The sequence below is a fragment of the Mesorhizobium sp. M7A.F.Ca.US.010.02.1.1 genome, assembly GCF_004023085.1.
Lineage (GTDB): Bacteria > Pseudomonadota > Alphaproteobacteria > Rhizobiales > Rhizobiaceae > Mesorhizobium.
Genome location: NZ_RZRV01000009.1, coordinates 170883 through 184727 on the forward strand (window position 1 = coordinate 170883; position 13845 = coordinate 184727).

16 protein-coding genes are annotated in these 13845 nt (G+C 62.7%); 7 read left to right on the forward strand and 9 right to left on the reverse strand.

Translation table 11 applies throughout. The features are described from left to right. Positions 1–3: 3 nt before the first annotated feature. Positions 4–636, forward strand: coding sequence for a hypothetical protein (locus EOA19_RS12650; RefSeq protein ID WP_128303783.1), 633 nt, complete (start codon positions 4–6; stop codon positions 634–636). A gap of 95 nt (positions 637–731) precedes the next feature. Beyond that, positions 732–1262, forward strand: a complete 531-nt coding sequence (locus EOA19_RS12655) for a dihydrofolate reductase family protein (RefSeq protein ID WP_128303784.1) — start codon at positions 732–734, stop codon at positions 1260–1262. A 33-nt stretch (positions 1263–1295) separates the two neighbouring features. On the opposite strand, the gene EOA19_RS12660 is transcribed toward EOA19_RS12655, so the two are convergent. The 3 genes from EOA19_RS12660 to EOA19_RS12670 all read right to left on the reverse strand — a co-directional run bounded on the left by EOA19_RS12660 (position 1296) and on the right by EOA19_RS12670 (position 3539). Next, positions 1296–1817 (reverse strand): hypothetical protein, encoded by a 522-nt coding sequence (locus tag EOA19_RS12660; RefSeq protein WP_023809774.1) that lies wholly within the window; start codon positions 1815–1817, stop codon positions 1296–1298. A 150-nt stretch (positions 1818–1967) separates the two neighbouring features. Continuing rightward, the gene (locus EOA19_RS12665; RefSeq protein WP_128303785.1) at positions 1968–3098 is read right to left on the reverse strand and encodes a hypothetical protein; all 1131 of its coding nucleotides are present in this window, start codon (positions 3096–3098) and stop codon (positions 1968–1970) included. Between the two features lie 6 nt (positions 3099–3104). Continuing rightward, the gene (locus EOA19_RS12670) at positions 3105–3539 is read right to left on the reverse strand and encodes a hypothetical protein (RefSeq protein ID WP_127294990.1); all 435 of its coding nucleotides are present in this window, start codon (positions 3537–3539) and stop codon (positions 3105–3107) included. A 722-nt stretch (positions 3540–4261) separates the two neighbouring features. On the opposite strand from EOA19_RS12670, the gene EOA19_RS12675 reads away from it, so the two are divergent. Continuing rightward, on the forward strand, positions 4262–5200 hold the full coding sequence (locus tag EOA19_RS12675) for a diacylglycerol kinase family protein (RefSeq protein ID WP_023809771.1): 939 nt from the start codon (positions 4262–4264) through the stop codon (positions 5198–5200). Positions 5201–5279: 79 nt separating this feature from the next. On the opposite strand, the gene EOA19_RS12680 is transcribed toward EOA19_RS12675, so the two are convergent. From EOA19_RS12680 to EOA19_RS12690, 3 genes are read right to left on the reverse strand one after another with little or no spacing between them, the layout of a single operon-like run. Next, positions 5280–6197, reverse strand: coding sequence for an NAD(P)-dependent oxidoreductase (locus EOA19_RS12680; protein WP_128303786.1), 918 nt, complete (start codon positions 6195–6197; stop codon positions 5280–5282). After that, positions 6194–7405, reverse strand: a complete 1212-nt coding sequence (locus EOA19_RS12685) for a mandelate racemase/muconate lactonizing enzyme family protein (protein WP_128303787.1) — start codon at positions 7403–7405, stop codon at positions 6194–6196. Before EOA19_RS12685 ends, EOA19_RS12680 begins: the two co-directional genes overlap by 4 nt. Continuing rightward, a complete protein-coding gene (locus tag EOA19_RS12690) occupies positions 7402–9018 on the reverse strand; it encodes a GMC family oxidoreductase N-terminal domain-containing protein (RefSeq protein WP_128303840.1) in 1617 nt (538 codons plus the stop codon). Before EOA19_RS12690 ends, EOA19_RS12685 begins: the two co-directional genes overlap by 4 nt. Positions 9019–9222: 204 nt before the next feature. Between EOA19_RS12690 and EOA19_RS12695 the strand changes: the two genes are divergently transcribed. The 3 genes from EOA19_RS12695 (at position 9223) to EOA19_RS12705 (ending at position 11247) form a co-directional block, all read left to right on the forward strand. Continuing rightward, positions 9223–10164 (forward strand): phosphoribosylaminoimidazolesuccinocarboxamide synthase, encoded by a 942-nt coding sequence (locus tag EOA19_RS12695; RefSeq protein ID WP_128303788.1) that lies wholly within the window; start codon positions 9223–9225, stop codon positions 10162–10164. Between the two features lie 367 nt (positions 10165–10531). Next, positions 10532–10927, forward strand: a complete 396-nt coding sequence (locus EOA19_RS12700; protein ID WP_013530049.1) for a hotdog domain-containing protein — start codon at positions 10532–10534, stop codon at positions 10925–10927. A gap of 116 nt (positions 10928–11043) precedes the next feature. Continuing rightward, a complete protein-coding gene (locus EOA19_RS12705) occupies positions 11044–11247 on the forward strand; it encodes a hypothetical protein (RefSeq protein WP_081734779.1) in 204 nt (67 codons plus the stop codon). A 147-nt stretch (positions 11248–11394) separates the two neighbouring features. On the opposite strand, the gene EOA19_RS12710 is transcribed toward EOA19_RS12705, so the two are convergent. Next, positions 11395–11763: a helix-turn-helix domain-containing protein gene (locus tag EOA19_RS12710; RefSeq protein WP_164892913.1), complete on the reverse strand. Its 369-nt coding sequence runs from the start codon at positions 11761–11763 to the stop codon at positions 11395–11397. A gap of 89 nt (positions 11764–11852) precedes the next feature. Here EOA19_RS12710 and EOA19_RS12715 point away from each other — a divergent pair, with 89 nt between their 5' ends. After that, a complete protein-coding gene (locus EOA19_RS12715; RefSeq protein WP_023809763.1) occupies positions 11853–12458 on the forward strand; it encodes an NADPH-dependent FMN reductase in 606 nt (201 codons plus the stop codon). Positions 12459–12520: 62 nt separating this feature from the next. Here the strand turns inward: EOA19_RS12715 and EOA19_RS12720 are convergent, their stop codons facing one another. Next, entirely contained in the window at positions 12521–13330 is an 810-nt protein-coding gene (locus EOA19_RS12720; RefSeq protein WP_128303790.1) for an MBL fold metallo-hydrolase, read from the reverse strand. A 71-nt stretch (positions 13331–13401) separates the two neighbouring features. Then, complete coding sequence (locus EOA19_RS12725; RefSeq protein ID WP_128303791.1) at positions 13402–13806, reverse strand: helix-turn-helix domain-containing protein; 405 nt, start codon at positions 13804–13806, stop codon at positions 13402–13404. Positions 13807–13845 lie beyond the last annotated feature (39 nt).

Consider the following 13845-nt stretch of genomic DNA (forward strand, 5'->3'; position numbering starts at 1 on the left):
TTCATGCGCAAGGTATCAGCCGCGGCACTCATCCTCATCGCGCTGTGCGCTGGCCCCGCCGGAGCCGAGGATCTCAAGGCCTTCAAGCTGACCATCGACGGTGTGACGGTCGATATCGATCCCGGCGAGAGCACTGATGTGACGCTACCCGGCGGTAAGCACAGCAAGGTGACGCTCGAGCGCAACGACTTCGCGACCTTCTCCGGCAGCGATTTCTCCTTCGTCCATCCGAGCAATATTTCGGTGACCAAGACCGATCTCGGCGATGATATCACGCAGTATCTAATGGCGTCGGCGCTGGGCACGATCGTCGTCGTGCAGGAATATGGCACGATGAACCCGGTGTCGCTCAACCAGTTGATGCTGCAGGAGATGACCAAGGAATCGGTGCAGGCCGGCGCCAAGCTGACGCAGGAGCCGATGACGCGCAAGCTCGCCGACGGCAAGGAATTGACCGGTATCCGCGCCGAGGTGAAGACACGCACCGACACCGCCGATTTCGAGATCGTCGGCTTCGGCCTGGCCGATCGGGGGCTGCTGTTCATCACCCGCGTTGCCGGCGAGGATGCAGCGACCGAACAGCCGCTTATCGACAAGTTCTGGCAGAGCCTGAAGGTCAAGTTCAGGCCGGACTAGGGTCGTGTCTCAGTTGGGTTTCGGGGGGGAATCCATACTTTTGCATAACGGCGGCTCAAGTTATTCTGACGACCCTGAATTGGAGGTCCTGCAGCATGGCGAAGCTCATTTTCAGAATGAACCAGTCACTCGACGGCTATGTCGACCACCAGAAAATGCCGTCGGGCCCGACAATCTTTCGTCACTGGATAGAGCAAGTGCGCAATGTGAGCGGCAGTGTTTACGGTCGCGGCATGTACGAGGTCATGCGTTATTGGGACGAAGACAGTCCTGAATGGAGCGCGGAGGCGCACGAATTCGCGGCGGCGTGGCGGAGCCAACCGAAGTGGGTTGTGTCGCGCTCGCTGAAGTCGGTCGGCCCCAACGCCACACTTGTCGGGGACAACGTCGAGGCGGTGATAGGTGGGCTTAAGGCTGAGCTCGTCGGGGAGATTTCAGTTTCCGGACCAAACCTGGCACGAAGCCTGACCGATCTTGGTCTTATCGATGAATATCAACTTTACCTCCATCCGTTCGTGCTCGGTCAGGGCAAGCCATTTTTCGCCGGCCCCCGGCCGCCGCTTCGCTTTGTGGCCAGCGATTTGATCGGTGATGACGTAATCAGGTTGACCTATGTTCCTGCCTGATTAAGCGGTCGTCAAACCGAGACGCCAGCAGGACTACAGCCCCTTCGGCACCAAGCCGGCCAGCCAGTTCACGGAGCGTTTCGCGGCATCGGCGGTCGCCGAGGCGGCGCGGCCGAGATCGGTCTTGACCACTGCGTAGCCGTTTTTGGTGCGATAGAGCACGCCGGTTCCGCCATCGACCACCTGTTCATAGGCGACCGGCCGGGCGGCATCCGCTTCCATGGCGGTCGTCGGTGAACCGACCGAAACGCTCGGCCGGTGGCTCAATTCAGGCGGTAGCGGGCTTTCGGTCCTGACAACGCGGCTGGCGGGCTTCAGTTCCGGGCGCGATGCGGTCGCGGCCAGCTGCGAGGAGGACGACGAACCCTTCGTGCGGCAAATGCCGGAGACGAGCGGATAGTTGAAATTGCGCTCGTGCAGCATCTGGCTCTTCATCGCCGCTTCGCACTCGGCGACGGTCGACCACTTGGCCGGCGTCTCGCCGATATATTCGCAAAGCTTGGCGTCGCAGTCGCAGCCGACAATGGTCATGGCGACAAGGGCGGTCTTGATCACGGTCTTGTCCCTTCGAGATGCCCCCCGGCAACCCATCCATTTCTTCCCATTCCTTCGCGCGCGAACAAGGCGGGATTTGGCCGCGATTGTGGAATGGGCGTGGCGGAGCGCAGGAAATGCATAATCCTGGCCGGGCGTGGCCGAAAGGCCTCAGTAGTCGTAGACGTGTTCAAGCCTGGCGCCGGCCTTGATCAGCGCCGGCAGCACGAGATGCAGCTTGCGCACGGCGACGATCATGCCGGTGCGGCGCGTGGATTGATCGGCCGGGAGCGGATAGCTGAACAGGATGCGCATGCCTTCAGGGATGGCGATCGTATCGGTGGAGAGCACCGTGACCATGATCTCGTCATTGCCGCCGATCTCGACGAAGGAGACGCCCTTGTCGATCAGGCGCGGGATCATTTCGGTGAAGACCTGATAGCGCCTGGTGACGAAGATGGTGCCGTCAGCGCCCATGTCGCGTTCGAGCAAGGTGTCGGGCTCGTTGCGGGTGGCTTCGCCGACGGGTCCCTTGGCCCAGACATGGACGTCGAGCAAGGCAGGGTCCATCGTCGCGGCGAGCGCCTTGGTGATCAGGTCGGCATAGCCCTGCTTGATGGTGTCGGCGAGGCCGAACGCCAGCTTGCGTTCGCTGGTCCGGATCGAGCTGTCTCCCGGCGCCGGCTGCACGGCAAACAGGCCGGCGCGCTTCTCGGCATAGGGGAACTGATACCAGGGCACCTGGTCGAGAAACCCTGCATAGTCCGCCGCCAGCTTGGCCTGATAGATGTCGGCGGCGGTGCGCTTGGCCGTCGTCGCCTCGGTGATGCGGCCGACCGTGTTCTCATAGGCCCACTGCAATATATGCTCGATCGAGTGGCTGGTGCCGATGATGACCAGCATCTGGTGGTTGGCGTAGTTGAACTTGTAGGCAGAACTGGCGCGGATGACCATGGCGTAGTCCTGCCAGAAGCGGCCGACATAGGACCAGTAGGGAAAGCCGCTCGGCTGGTCCTTGTCGACGAAGCCGGCATATTCGCGCGCGGCGTAGACGATCGCCCATTCCGGATAGGTGAGGAAGGTCGATTCCTCCGGCCGCTGGTAGCCGAGGATCTCGGCGCGGACCTTGTCGGCCAGCGCCTTGGGCGGGGCGCCGTCGGCAATGCCGGGCAGCGGCGTCTTGTCGAGCGACGACGTCGTCAGGAAGCCGTAGCTCAGCCCGGCGATCGGGATGAGGATGACGATGACGATCACCCACAGGATCGTCTTGATGATGCGCTTCAGCCAGCGGAACAGGAACATGCCAGATCAGGCCGTGGCGAAGTGTTCGTGTATGCGCCTGGCCAGCCGGAAACCGACATAGACGGCGAAGCCACCGATGACCAGGTGCGGCAGGTTGGCGAAGAAGCGGGCCGGGAATTCGATATCGTTGAGGGAGCGGAAGCCGTTGATGAAGATGCCGGCATCGAGGCAGCCGGAACCGGTGACCAGACCGAGCACGCCGTCGAACAGGTAGACCGAACCGAACAACTTGAAATAGAACACCGCCTGGCGGTGCGAGATGAAGGCGGCGGCCAGCGCCCAGACGCCGGAGAAGGCGTGCAGCAGGTCGTCATACCATTGCAGCGAAAACAGACCGAACAGATTGCCGCCAGCGTCATTGAACGCGGGTATGTAGCCAATGGCGACGACGCCGAAAAACAGGAAAGCATAGGCGACGGCAAGCTTCTGGATCAGCGTCATGAAGTATCCCCCCTCTACGAGTCCGCTTTGCAAACAGACTCTGACGACGCAGCGATACTAACCGATTTTAGGGCGCGGTGAAGCGGCGCCCGCGAGATCGCCGGCGAAGGATATCGAGGGGCAAAAAGACAGTCGGCGCCGGGATTTCTCCCAGCGCCTCCCTGTCAGATCAGGACACGGTCGCGGCAGCAACTTCCGTAAAGTCGTCGCGCCTTGCCGGCCTTGATTTTGACGGTCCTGCCAGTCCGCCGCCCGAGAGCAGCGTCCGTTCGGGACCACGCTGGTTTCCACCCTTGCGGGCTTTGCCCTGCGCACCATCGAAGGTTTCTGCCGTCCTTCATGGCAGCATCGGTCCGCCGTCGGCGTTGGCACGCTTTCCGCGGCCCCGTAGGTCTCGGCTCCGTCCCTCGAAACAGGCAAGCCTGCTCTCGCTTCGGGCCGTACGGGCCTCAGGAAATCCGCCTTTCACTTCGCCTTTCGGCTTGATGATCGGTAGCCGCCTGAGATGGGTTTAACCTACGCCGGGTAAGGGTCCTGGGGAATGGCCGGAGGCCTGTGGATAACGGGATTATCGGGGATCAAGCTGGGGTAACGAAATTTTCCTGTCCGCCACGATGGGCGTCATCGGCGGACATTCGGCCTTGCTCTGCGGGCGGGTGCAGTCTTCAATGCCGGCAAAGGATTCGAGGCGCCGAGCGCCTCGATCCTTGCGGGAGGGTTGCTTGAAAGTCGGAGTGGTTCTCAACCCGATTGCCGGTGGGGGCCGGCTGAAACGGCATTGGCCTGATGTCGCCGTGTCGCTGAAAAAGCATTTTGGCGAATTCGAGCTGCGCGAAACGCAGGCGGAAGGTGACGCCGAAAGGCTGGCAATCGATCTCGCGATGATTGGCTTCGACCTGGTGATTGCGGCCGGCGGCGACGGCACTGCCAGCGAAGTGGCCGATGGACTGCTGCAGGCGTTCCAGGAAAGCGGCCGGACCACCGAGCTCGGCCTCTTGCCGTGCGGCACCGGCATCGATTTCGCGCGCGGGCTCGGCCTGCCGAAAGAGGTGGATGCCGTGCTGAAGCGGTTGGCCGAAGCCAAGGGTCGCAAGGTCGATGCCGGGCGCATCTGCTACATCGACGATCACGGCGCGCTGGCCAGCCGGCATTTCATCAACATCGCCAGCCTGGGGCTTTCCGGCGCCACTGACCGCGCCGTCAATGCCGACAAGCGCAAGGGCAGGATGTCGGCCAAGGCGCTTTTCCTGTGGCGCACCGTGGTCGAGTTCATCCGCTACCGCTTCCAGGACGTCAGGATCACGGTCGACGACGGCGCGCCCGTCGAAGCGCGCATGGCGCTGGTGGCGGTCGCCAACGGAAAATTCTTCGGCGGCGGCATGATGATCGCGCCGGATGCGGAACTGACCGACGGGCAGTTCGACATCGTCATCCTGCGCGCCGCCGGCAAGCTGAAGCTAATCTGGGACATCCGGCTGCTCTATGGCGGCCGGCACCGCAACCATCCAGCGATCACCATCTTGCGCGGCAGGAAAGTCGTGGTCGAACCGCTCGGCGATGTCGAGAAGAACGGCGCGCTGGTCGACATAGACGGCGAGTCGCCGGGACGCATACCCGCGACCTTCGAGATCCTGCCGGGTGCGTTGACGCTCAGATACTGAATCAAGCCGTTGACGGATTGATTCAGATGAATCCGCCGATCCAGCCAACTCGCTGAAATCGCTTAATATCCAGCCGGCGTTAGAGTTCGAGCTTGGCCGGGAAACCAGGTGCGCGCAGGTCGGTGCCGACGGCATCTTCCAACAGTTTGACGATCTGGGTCGACCAGGCGCCGCCGCCATAGGCGGCCTTGCCTTGCTGAAAAATCGCGTTGACGCGCGACGCCAGCTCAAGCGGCACGCCTGACTGTTCGCCCATGGCGAGCGCGAAGCTGAGGTCCTTCAGCGCCAGATCCATGGTGAAGCCGATATCGTAGGAGCCGTTGAGAATGAGCTGGCTTTCGGTATCGTGGACGAAGCTGTTGCCTGAGGAGGCTGATATGGCGTGGTAGGCTTGGGCGAGGTCGAGCCCGCCTCGCTTGGCCAGCATCAGCGCTTCGCCGGCGGCGACGAGATGGATGAAGGCGAGCATGTTGGTGATCACCTTGATCACCGCCGCCGAGCCGACCGGACCCATCAGGAACGATTTCGCGCACATGGCTTCAATCGCCGGTCGATGACGCTCATAGAGTGCGGCGTCGCCACCGACCAGCGCGGTGATTTTCCCGGCCGCCGCCAGATGCACGCCGCCGGTGACCGGGCATTCCAGCGTCTCGATGCCTTTGGCCGAGGCGAAGGCCGCGAGGCGGAGAATCTCGTCGCGGCCGTTGGTCGACATCTCGATCCAGGTGCCGCCTGTGGGCAGGCCCTCCAGCAGACCATCGGCGCCCGCCAGCACGGCTTCGCTGACCTTCGGAGAGGGCAGGCAGGAGATGGCGTTGCCGGCCCGTGCGGCGGCCTCGGCGGGGCTGCTTGCCGCTGTGGCCCCGAGCGCCACCAGGCGCTCGACGGCGGTGGGATCACGGTCGAAGACGGTGACGGCAAAGCCGTTGCGGATCAGGCTGGCGGCAAGGTTGCCGCCGAGATGGCCAAGACCGATGAAGGCGTAGCTTTCGCTCACGGCATCAACGGCGTCTGCATCATCTGCAGATGCAATTCCTTGCCCGTATAGGGATGTGCGTCGCAGACCGCTTCGTTGAGCTCGACGCCGAGGCCGGGCTCCTTCGACGGGATGATTTTGCCGTCCTGCCACTCGATCTTCTTCTTCAGCAGCGTGGCGTGGAAACCGTCCCACTGCTTCAGCGATTCGAGGATGAGGAAGTTGGGCAGCGTTACCGCCAGCTGGATGTTGGCGGCACCGACGATCGGTCCGCAATAGCAATGCGGCGCGATCTGGATGTGGTAGGCCTCGGCCATGGCGGCGATCTTCTTGGTTTCGAGAATGCCGCCGGAGCGGCCGAGGTCCGGCTGAAGGATGGTCGCGGCGCGGTTTTCGATGACACGGGCGAATTCGAACTTGGTCGTCAGCCGCTCGCCGGTGGCGATCGGGATCGAGGTCGCGCGGGCCACTTGGGCCATGACCTCAGGCATGTCCGGCGGCACCGGCTCCTCGAACCACAAGGGATCGTAGGGCTCGATGGCGCGCGCCATGCGCAGCGCGCCGGACGCCGTGAACTGGCCGTGCGTGCCGAACAGGATGTCGGCGCGGGTGCCGACCGCCTCGCGGATCGCCTTGATCATGCGGGTGGACAGGTCGATATCGACGAGGCGCGGCTGATGGCCGTCGAAGGCGGTGTAGGGGCCGGCCGGGTCGAGCTTGACGGCATTGAAACCCTGCTCGACATATTCGAGCGCACAGGCAGCGGCGAGATCTGGATCGTTGTAGACGTTCTTGCCGTGCGCGTCCTCGGAGTGGACGCTGCCGCTGTGCGGATAGAGATAGGTGTAGGAGCGCAGCGTCTCGTGCACCTGTCCGCCGAGCAGTTTGTAGACCGGCTTGTCGGCTTCCTTGCCGATGATGTCCCAGCAGGCCATTTCCAGCGCCGAGAAGCAGCCCATGCCCGACACGTCGGGGCGCTGGGTGAAGCCGGAGGAATAGGCGCGGCGGAAGAAGTTCTCGATGTCGTGCGGATCGCGGCCGATGAGATAGCGCTCGGCCATGTCCTCGACCATCCGGGCGGTCACATGGGCCGAGAAGGTGGCGTTGTAGGCCTCGCCATAGCCGACCACGCCACCATCGGTGGTCAGCTTGACGAAGATGAAATACTTGCCGCCGATGCCGGGCGGCGGATTGCCGACAACCCAGGTCTTGACGTCGGTGATCTTCATTCTTGGTCCTCCAGAACCAATTCGGCGCCTTTCCAACCGGTCATGATCGAGGCGGCGTTGGTGTTGCCAGTGATGTTGTCGGGAAAGATCGAGGCATCGATGACGCGCAAACCTTCCAGACCATGCACCTTGAGGCGGGGGTCGACGACGGCGCGCGCGGGATCCGGCCCCATGCGGCAGGTCGAGACCGGGTGATAGACGGTCCCCGAGCGCTTCCTGAAATCCTGGACCAGATCGGCGTCCGAGGTGATCGACGGGCCGGGCAACACCTCTTCCTCGATGATCTCGGCCATGGCGGGCATCGAGGCGATCTTGCGCACGAATTTCACCGCCGCCAGCATCTCCTCGACATCGGCATTGGTGGAGTAGGCATTGGCCGTTATCTTGGGGTAGTCGCGTGGGTTGGCCGAGCGGATCATGATCTCTCCACGGCTCGACGGCCGGCAGTTGGACAGGCCGATGGAAAAGCCCGGCCATGGGTCGGGCGTCAGGATGGGGCGCTCGCCGCTCTTGGGAATGACGGTCGAGAAGGCCTGGAAATAGAGCTGCATGTTGGGCCGCGTTGCCGCAGGGTCGGTGCGAAAGAAGCCGCCGGCATTGTTCATCGACAGCGACAGCGGGCCGGAGCGGGTGAGGATGTACTGCATGCCGACCAGCAGCTTGCCCCACCAGGGACGCAGCGTCTGGTTGAGCGTCGGCAGCCGGCCCTTGAAGGTGTAGTTGATGCCGACATGGTCCTGCAGATGCGCGCCGACATTTTCGTTGGCATGGACGACGGGAATGCCCAGGCCCTTCAGTAGCGCGGAAGGGCCGACGCCGGACAGTTGCAGCAATTGCGGCGAGTTGATCGAACCGCCCGACAGGATGATTTCGCGGCCGGCACGCGCCGTCTTCATCTCGCCGTTCTGCTGGTATTCGACGCCGACGGCACGCTTGCCCTCGAACAGGATTTTTGTCGCCAGCGCCTTCATCTCGACGCGGACATTCCCGCGCTTCATCGCCGGGCGCAGGAAAGCGCGCGCCGCCGACATGCGGCGGCCATTTCGGGTCGAGATCTGGTAGATGCCGACGCCTTCCTGGGCGGCGCCGTTGAAATCCGGGTTGAGCGGCAGGCCTGCCTGCTGGCCGGCGGCGAGATAGCGTTTGGTCAGCGGATGGACTGCGTCCGAACAGTCGGTGACATGCAGCGGGCCGCCCGTGCCGCGCCATCGGTCGGCACCGGCCTGGTTGTCCTCGAGCGCCTTGAAGGCGGGAAGCAGATCGTCATAGCCCCAGCCGGGATTGCCGGCGGCGGCCCAGGCATCGAAATCCTCGCGGGCGCCCCTGATCCAGACCATGGCGTTGATCGAGCTTGAACCGCCGAGCAGCATGCCGCGCGGCCAGTGGTCGGTATTGCCGGCGAGGCCCGGATCCGGCTCGGCCTTGTAGTTCCAGTTGACGGCAGGATCGAAGAAGGTCTTGCCGTAGCCGAGCGGCATCTGCACGTAGAAGCGGCGGTCGCTGCCGCCGGCCTCCAGCACCAGCACCGAGAAGCGTCCCGAGGCCGAGAGTTTTTCGGCCAGGACCGAGCCGGCCGAGCCGGAGCCGACGATGATGAAATCATAGGTCTGCATGATGATGCGGGCGGCTCCGGAAAATTGGCTGCAGCCTAGACGCGACGGCATTCCGAAGTCGCCGCGCCATCCGGCATCAGTTGTGAAAAAAGCGACCGCCGAACTGGCCTAGTTTACGGGGATTCCCGACAATCGCGCTTGATATGCACCGGGGCGACAGCTTATGCGATGGGATCGGCCACTCTGCGGAAGGCAGGAAATCATATGCGGACCCTTCCTGACGCGTTCATTCCCGAACTGCCGGGCCACTACAGCGGCAAGGTCCGCGAGAACTACGACCTTGCGGATGGCCGGCGCATCATCATCGCCACCGACCGGCTCAGTGCCTTCGACACCATCCTGACGTCGATCCCCTACAAGGGCGAGATCCTTACTCAGACGGCGCGTTACTGGTTCGAGGAAACCGCCGACATCTGCCCGAACCATGTTCTCGAATACCCCGACCCGAACGTCGTCGTCGGCACAAGGCTCGACATCCTGCCGATCGAGATCGTCGTGCGCGGTTATCTGGCGGGCACCACCAGCACCTCGATCCTGACGCGCTACAAGCGCGGTGACCGCGACATGTACGGCATCCGCCTGCCGGACGGCCTGCGCGACAATGAAAAGCTGGCGGAGCCGATCATCACGCCGACCAGCAAGGCCGCGCATGGCGGCCATGACGAACCGCTGTCCAAAGCGGAGATTCTCGAGCAGGGTCTTCTCACGCAGGCGCAGTGGGATACCGTATCGGACTACGCCTTGCGGCTGTTCGCCCGCGGCCAGCAGCGCGCCGCCGAACGCGGCCTGATCCTGGCCGATACAAAATACGAATTCGGCACCGACAAGAACGGGACCATCATTCTTGCCGATGAAATCCACACCCCGGACAGCAGCCGGTACTGGATCGCATCGAGCTACGGACAGGCGCTCGCCAGCGGCAGCCGGCCGGAGAGTTTTGACAAGGATTTCATCCGCTCCTGGGTCTCGGCCAGATGCGATCCTTACAAGGACCCGATTCCAGAGATACCCGACGAGATCGTCGAACAGGCTTCGCGGGTCTATGCGCAGGCCTATGAGGCGATCACCGGCAAGGAATTTTCTCCAGACCTTTCCGGGGACAGTGTGCTCGATCGTATTCGCACGAACCTCAGGCGCTATTTCTGATCGACCTTCGCCGGGTGATGCGAATTGCCGTCTTCCACCCATCGCCATGCCAGAGCCCACCAACTCGGGTTAACGGAGCCTTCGCCGGGCGTTGGCTGACGGTTGCATCAAACGAAAAACCCGCCTGTGCGGCGGGTCACTGGCGCAAATCAGCACCATAGGCAAAAATGTACCATAGCTGAGGTCACTGAGTCAAGAAAAAATTCCTATTGTGAAAAGCTACCGGCAAAAAAGCTGCCGACACCGCGACCCGGCTGTCGCAGGTCTTTTGTCAGTTCGGAGTCTCGTGGCCATGCCGTGGCGCGTTGACCTTCAGGCGCCGTGACGATACGGGATCGAGGGCAGCCGGTCTCGAAGGATTTCTCGCATGGTGCACTACGCTGAAGGACGGCCGCTTGGCGATCTGACGCTGCGCACCCTGGCCATGCCTTCGGATGCCAATGCGGCCGGCGACATTTTCGGCGGCTGGGTGATGGCGCAGATGGACCTCGCCTGCGGCATCCGTGCCGCCGAGCGCGCCAAGGGCCGCGTGGTGACGGCTGCGGTGAAAGAGATGTCCTTCGCCAAGCCGATGAAGATCGGCGACACGCTGTGCATCTACACCCATGTCGAACGCGTCGGCCGCACCTCGATGACGCTCAAGGTCGAGGCCTGGGCGCAGCGCTACCTCTCCGACCTGATGGAAAAGGTCACCCATGCCGATTTCGTCATGGTGGCGCTGGATGGCGAGGGCAAGCCGAAAGCGGTTCCTGCCGAAGGCTGACGCGAGCCGTTTTTCCCACGCTTGGTCATTTGTAACAGTGCCCCGCCTGGAGACCCGTTTCGCGACATCCGATGGTTGCCTCCAAGCCTGATCCTGCTGCAATCGGAGGAGAGACAATGCGTCAACATCTGCTGAACGGTTGGCTCGTGGCAGCCCTGGTCGCGACGACATGCCTGCTCGGCGTGACCGCTTACGCGGAGGTGAAGGAAGATATCTCGCGCAGTGCCTGCACGCATGGGGAACAGGCTCCCGGCGAGCAGGGCGCACGGTGTGATACCTGTGCCGCCGCGCGATGCGATGTCCGCACATCAGGAGCCTGAGCGGCAGCCGTCAGGGGACTGCATGAGCGGCAATCCACCAGCCAAAACGGCCCGTGCATTCGGGCAACGACCCGCGCAGCCCAGATAGAATCTCCGATCAGACAAGCCGAAGGTGGTGTGTGCCTAATCCCTTGCGGCGCAAGGGTTTCAGGCGTGCGTGACGTCGAATTTTTCGCGCGCCGCCTTGACGCGCATGGTGTTCGCGCGCGCCCATTCGCTCAGTGCGCTGACGGGGATCAGCAGCTCGTGGCCGAGCTCGGTCAGCTCATAATCGACGCGCGGCGGAATGGTTGGAAACACGGTGCGGGTGACGAAGCCGTCACGCTCCAGGCCGCGCAAGGTGGTGGTCAGCATTTTCTGCGAGATGCCGCCGACGGCGGCGCGCAATTCATTGAAACGCATCGGTCCGTCGCCCAGCTTGCCGACGACCAGAACAGTCCATTTGTCGCCGACGCGCTGCAGGATTTCCGAGATGGCGCGGCAGTCTTCGGAGCGGTGTGGGTGCCTCGGTAACAAAAAAGTGCCTTCTTGTGCATCGCGTTTGCAGTATCTCATATAGCGCAGGTATCCAAATGATACCAGTACTTCGTGCAAGGAGAGCCCTTATGTCCAAACCCAAAATTGCCATCGTCGTCGGATCGACGCGCGCCGCTCGTTTCGCCGATGTGCCAACCCAGTGGATCGCCAAAATCGCCAAGTCGCATGCCGACATCGATGTCGAGATCGTCGACCTGCGCGACTTCCCGCTGCCGTTCTTCGACGAGGTCGCATCCTCCGCCTGGGCGCCGTCGCAGAACGAAGTGGCACAGCGCTGGCAGAAGAAGGTCGCCGAATTCGACGGCTTCATCTTCACCGCCGCCGAATACAATCATGGCCCGACGGCCGTGCTGAAGAACGCCATCGACTACGCCGCCAATGAATGGAACAAGAAGCCGGCCGGCTTCGTCGGTTATGGCAGCGTCGGCGGCTCGCGTGCCGTCGAACAGCTTAGACTGTATGCCGTCGAATTGCAGATGGCGCCGGTCAAGTCGGCCGTCCATATCGCCTGGGGCGATTTCCTCGCCGTCCGCCAGGGCGAGAAGAAGCTGGAAGACCTGGAGCATCTGAACCAGGCCGCCACGGCGCTGGTCAACGATGTTGCGTGGTGGGCCAAGGTTCTCAAGGCAGCGCGTCAGGCCGACGCCGTTGCCGAGGAAGTCAAGGCGGCCTGACCGCCAATTCGAATTATCCTCCCAAGGATCCGGGGGCGGCGTCTTGCGCCGCCCTTTTTCAATTATAGCGGCTCGAATTGAAAGCTGGCGCCGGATCGGACGACGCGGCCGACACCGGGCGAATCCAGATGCGCGCCGGCGACGAAACAATGATCGTCGGCTGCAAGCGCCAGCAACCGCAACCGGCTTTCGCGCGCCTGGTCCTGATCGGCGTCGAATTCCCATGTCACCTCAGGTCGATCGAACTGAAGCGATGGGACGTGAACGGTGTCGCCCCAGATCAAAATGCGTTCGCCGCCGGCAGAAACACGAAAGCAGCTGTGTCCCGCTTCATGGCCATGAGCGCCGACAATGTCGACATGTGTCCCGATACGGTCTCCGGCTTCGAAGGGTTCCGCCGTGCCGTGAAATCGTTCGAGCCGCGCTTCGGCGCGAAAAAAGCCGAGTTCTTCCCCGGGAACGAGCAAGCGCGCCAGACGCGGGAAAGCGTCGCGGCCGTCGGCAAGCACAAGACCATGGATGTGGTCGAGATGCGTGTGGGTGAAGCAGACGGTACGGACTCGTCCTGCATCGATGCCAGCTTCGTCCAGCGCCTCGGGAAGTCGGCCCATGGTGGGATGCCAGGCGTTCGAGGCGCCGGTATCGATCAAGATGATCCCGTTTCCATCGTCAATCGCGAAGGCGTTGACGGAAAGCCTGAGTTGACCACCAACCAACGCGACTTGTTTCGGTAATTCATCGCCAAATGGCTTGTCGCCGCGTTGCCGAAGCCGTCCGATCGGCATGTCGACATAGCCATCGCGCAAGGAGGTGATGCGCAAGTCACCAAGATCGTAGGTCTGATAAAGGTCGCCCGAAGCTATGCGGTGCATTTTCCGATCCGTTCTGTGGACAAATCGACGGTCTGGCAGCCCGCGTCGGCAACTCACCCGTCAAATTCGATTTATGCCATGTGGGCGTGCGTCGCCTGCCGTGGCCGGATGATGCAGTCGGCGAGGCGGTCCGCCTCGTTTAACTCGTCGGCATGATGCTGGCCCCATTGGCAGAGCGCCAGCAGGATCGGCTCGAGGCTGAGGCCGAGGCGCGTCGCCGAATATTCGACGCGCGATGGCACTTCGGCGAAGATTTCACGGCTGACCAGGCCGTGCTCTTCCATTTCGCGCAGCTGCTGGATCAGCACTTTCTGGGTGATGCCCGGCATCAGCGTCTTGAGCGCCGACAGGCGCCGGGGACCATCGAAGAGATGGTAGAGGATAACCGCCTTCCAGCGACCGGCGATCACTTTCAGCGCCCGTTCCGCCGGCAGCATCGGCAGTCTTTTGATCGGCATTCTCTTGGAATCTGGCATGGTCACCTCCTGGTCAGCAGGGGACAAATGAGTGTGTAG

What these genes read in the sequence shown, in the direction of transcription:
- EOA19_RS12650 (WP_128303783.1), top strand. Translation starts at nt 4, where the DNA reads ATGCGCAAGGTATCAGCCGCGGCACTCATCCTCATCGCGCTGTGCGCT.
- EOA19_RS12655 (WP_128303784.1), top strand. Translation starts at nt 732, where the DNA reads ATGGCGAAGCTCATTTTCAGAATGAACCAGTCACTCGACGGCTATGTC.
- EOA19_RS12665 (WP_128303785.1), bottom strand. Translation starts at nt 3,098, where the DNA reads ATGTTCCTGTTCCGCTGGCTGAAGCGCATCATCAAGACGATCCTGTGG.
- EOA19_RS12670 (WP_127294990.1), bottom strand. Translation starts at nt 3,539, where the DNA reads ATGACGCTGATCCAGAAGCTTGCCGTCGCCTATGCTTTCCTGTTTTTC.
- EOA19_RS12685 (WP_128303787.1), bottom strand. Translation starts at nt 7,405, where the DNA reads ATGAAGATCACCGACGTCAAGACCTGGGTTGTCGGCAATCCGCCGCCC.
- EOA19_RS12690 (WP_128303840.1), bottom strand. Translation starts at nt 9,018, where the DNA reads ATGCAGACCTATGATTTCATCATCGTCGGCTCCGGCTCGGCCGGCTCG.
- EOA19_RS12695 (WP_128303788.1), top strand. Translation starts at nt 9,223, where the DNA reads ATGCGGACCCTTCCTGACGCGTTCATTCCCGAACTGCCGGGCCACTAC.
- EOA19_RS12700 (WP_013530049.1), top strand. Translation starts at nt 10,532, where the DNA reads ATGGTGCACTACGCTGAAGGACGGCCGCTTGGCGATCTGACGCTGCGC.
- EOA19_RS12705 (WP_081734779.1), top strand. Translation starts at nt 11,044, where the DNA reads ATGCGTCAACATCTGCTGAACGGTTGGCTCGTGGCAGCCCTGGTCGCG.
- EOA19_RS12715 (WP_023809763.1), top strand. Translation starts at nt 11,853, where the DNA reads ATGTCCAAACCCAAAATTGCCATCGTCGTCGGATCGACGCGCGCCGCT.
- EOA19_RS12720 (WP_128303790.1), bottom strand. Translation starts at nt 13,330, where the DNA reads ATGCACCGCATAGCTTCGGGCGACCTTTATCAGACCTACGATCTTGGT.
- EOA19_RS12725 (WP_128303791.1), bottom strand. Translation starts at nt 13,806, where the DNA reads ATGCCAGATTCCAAGAGAATGCCGATCAAAAGACTGCCGATGCTGCCG.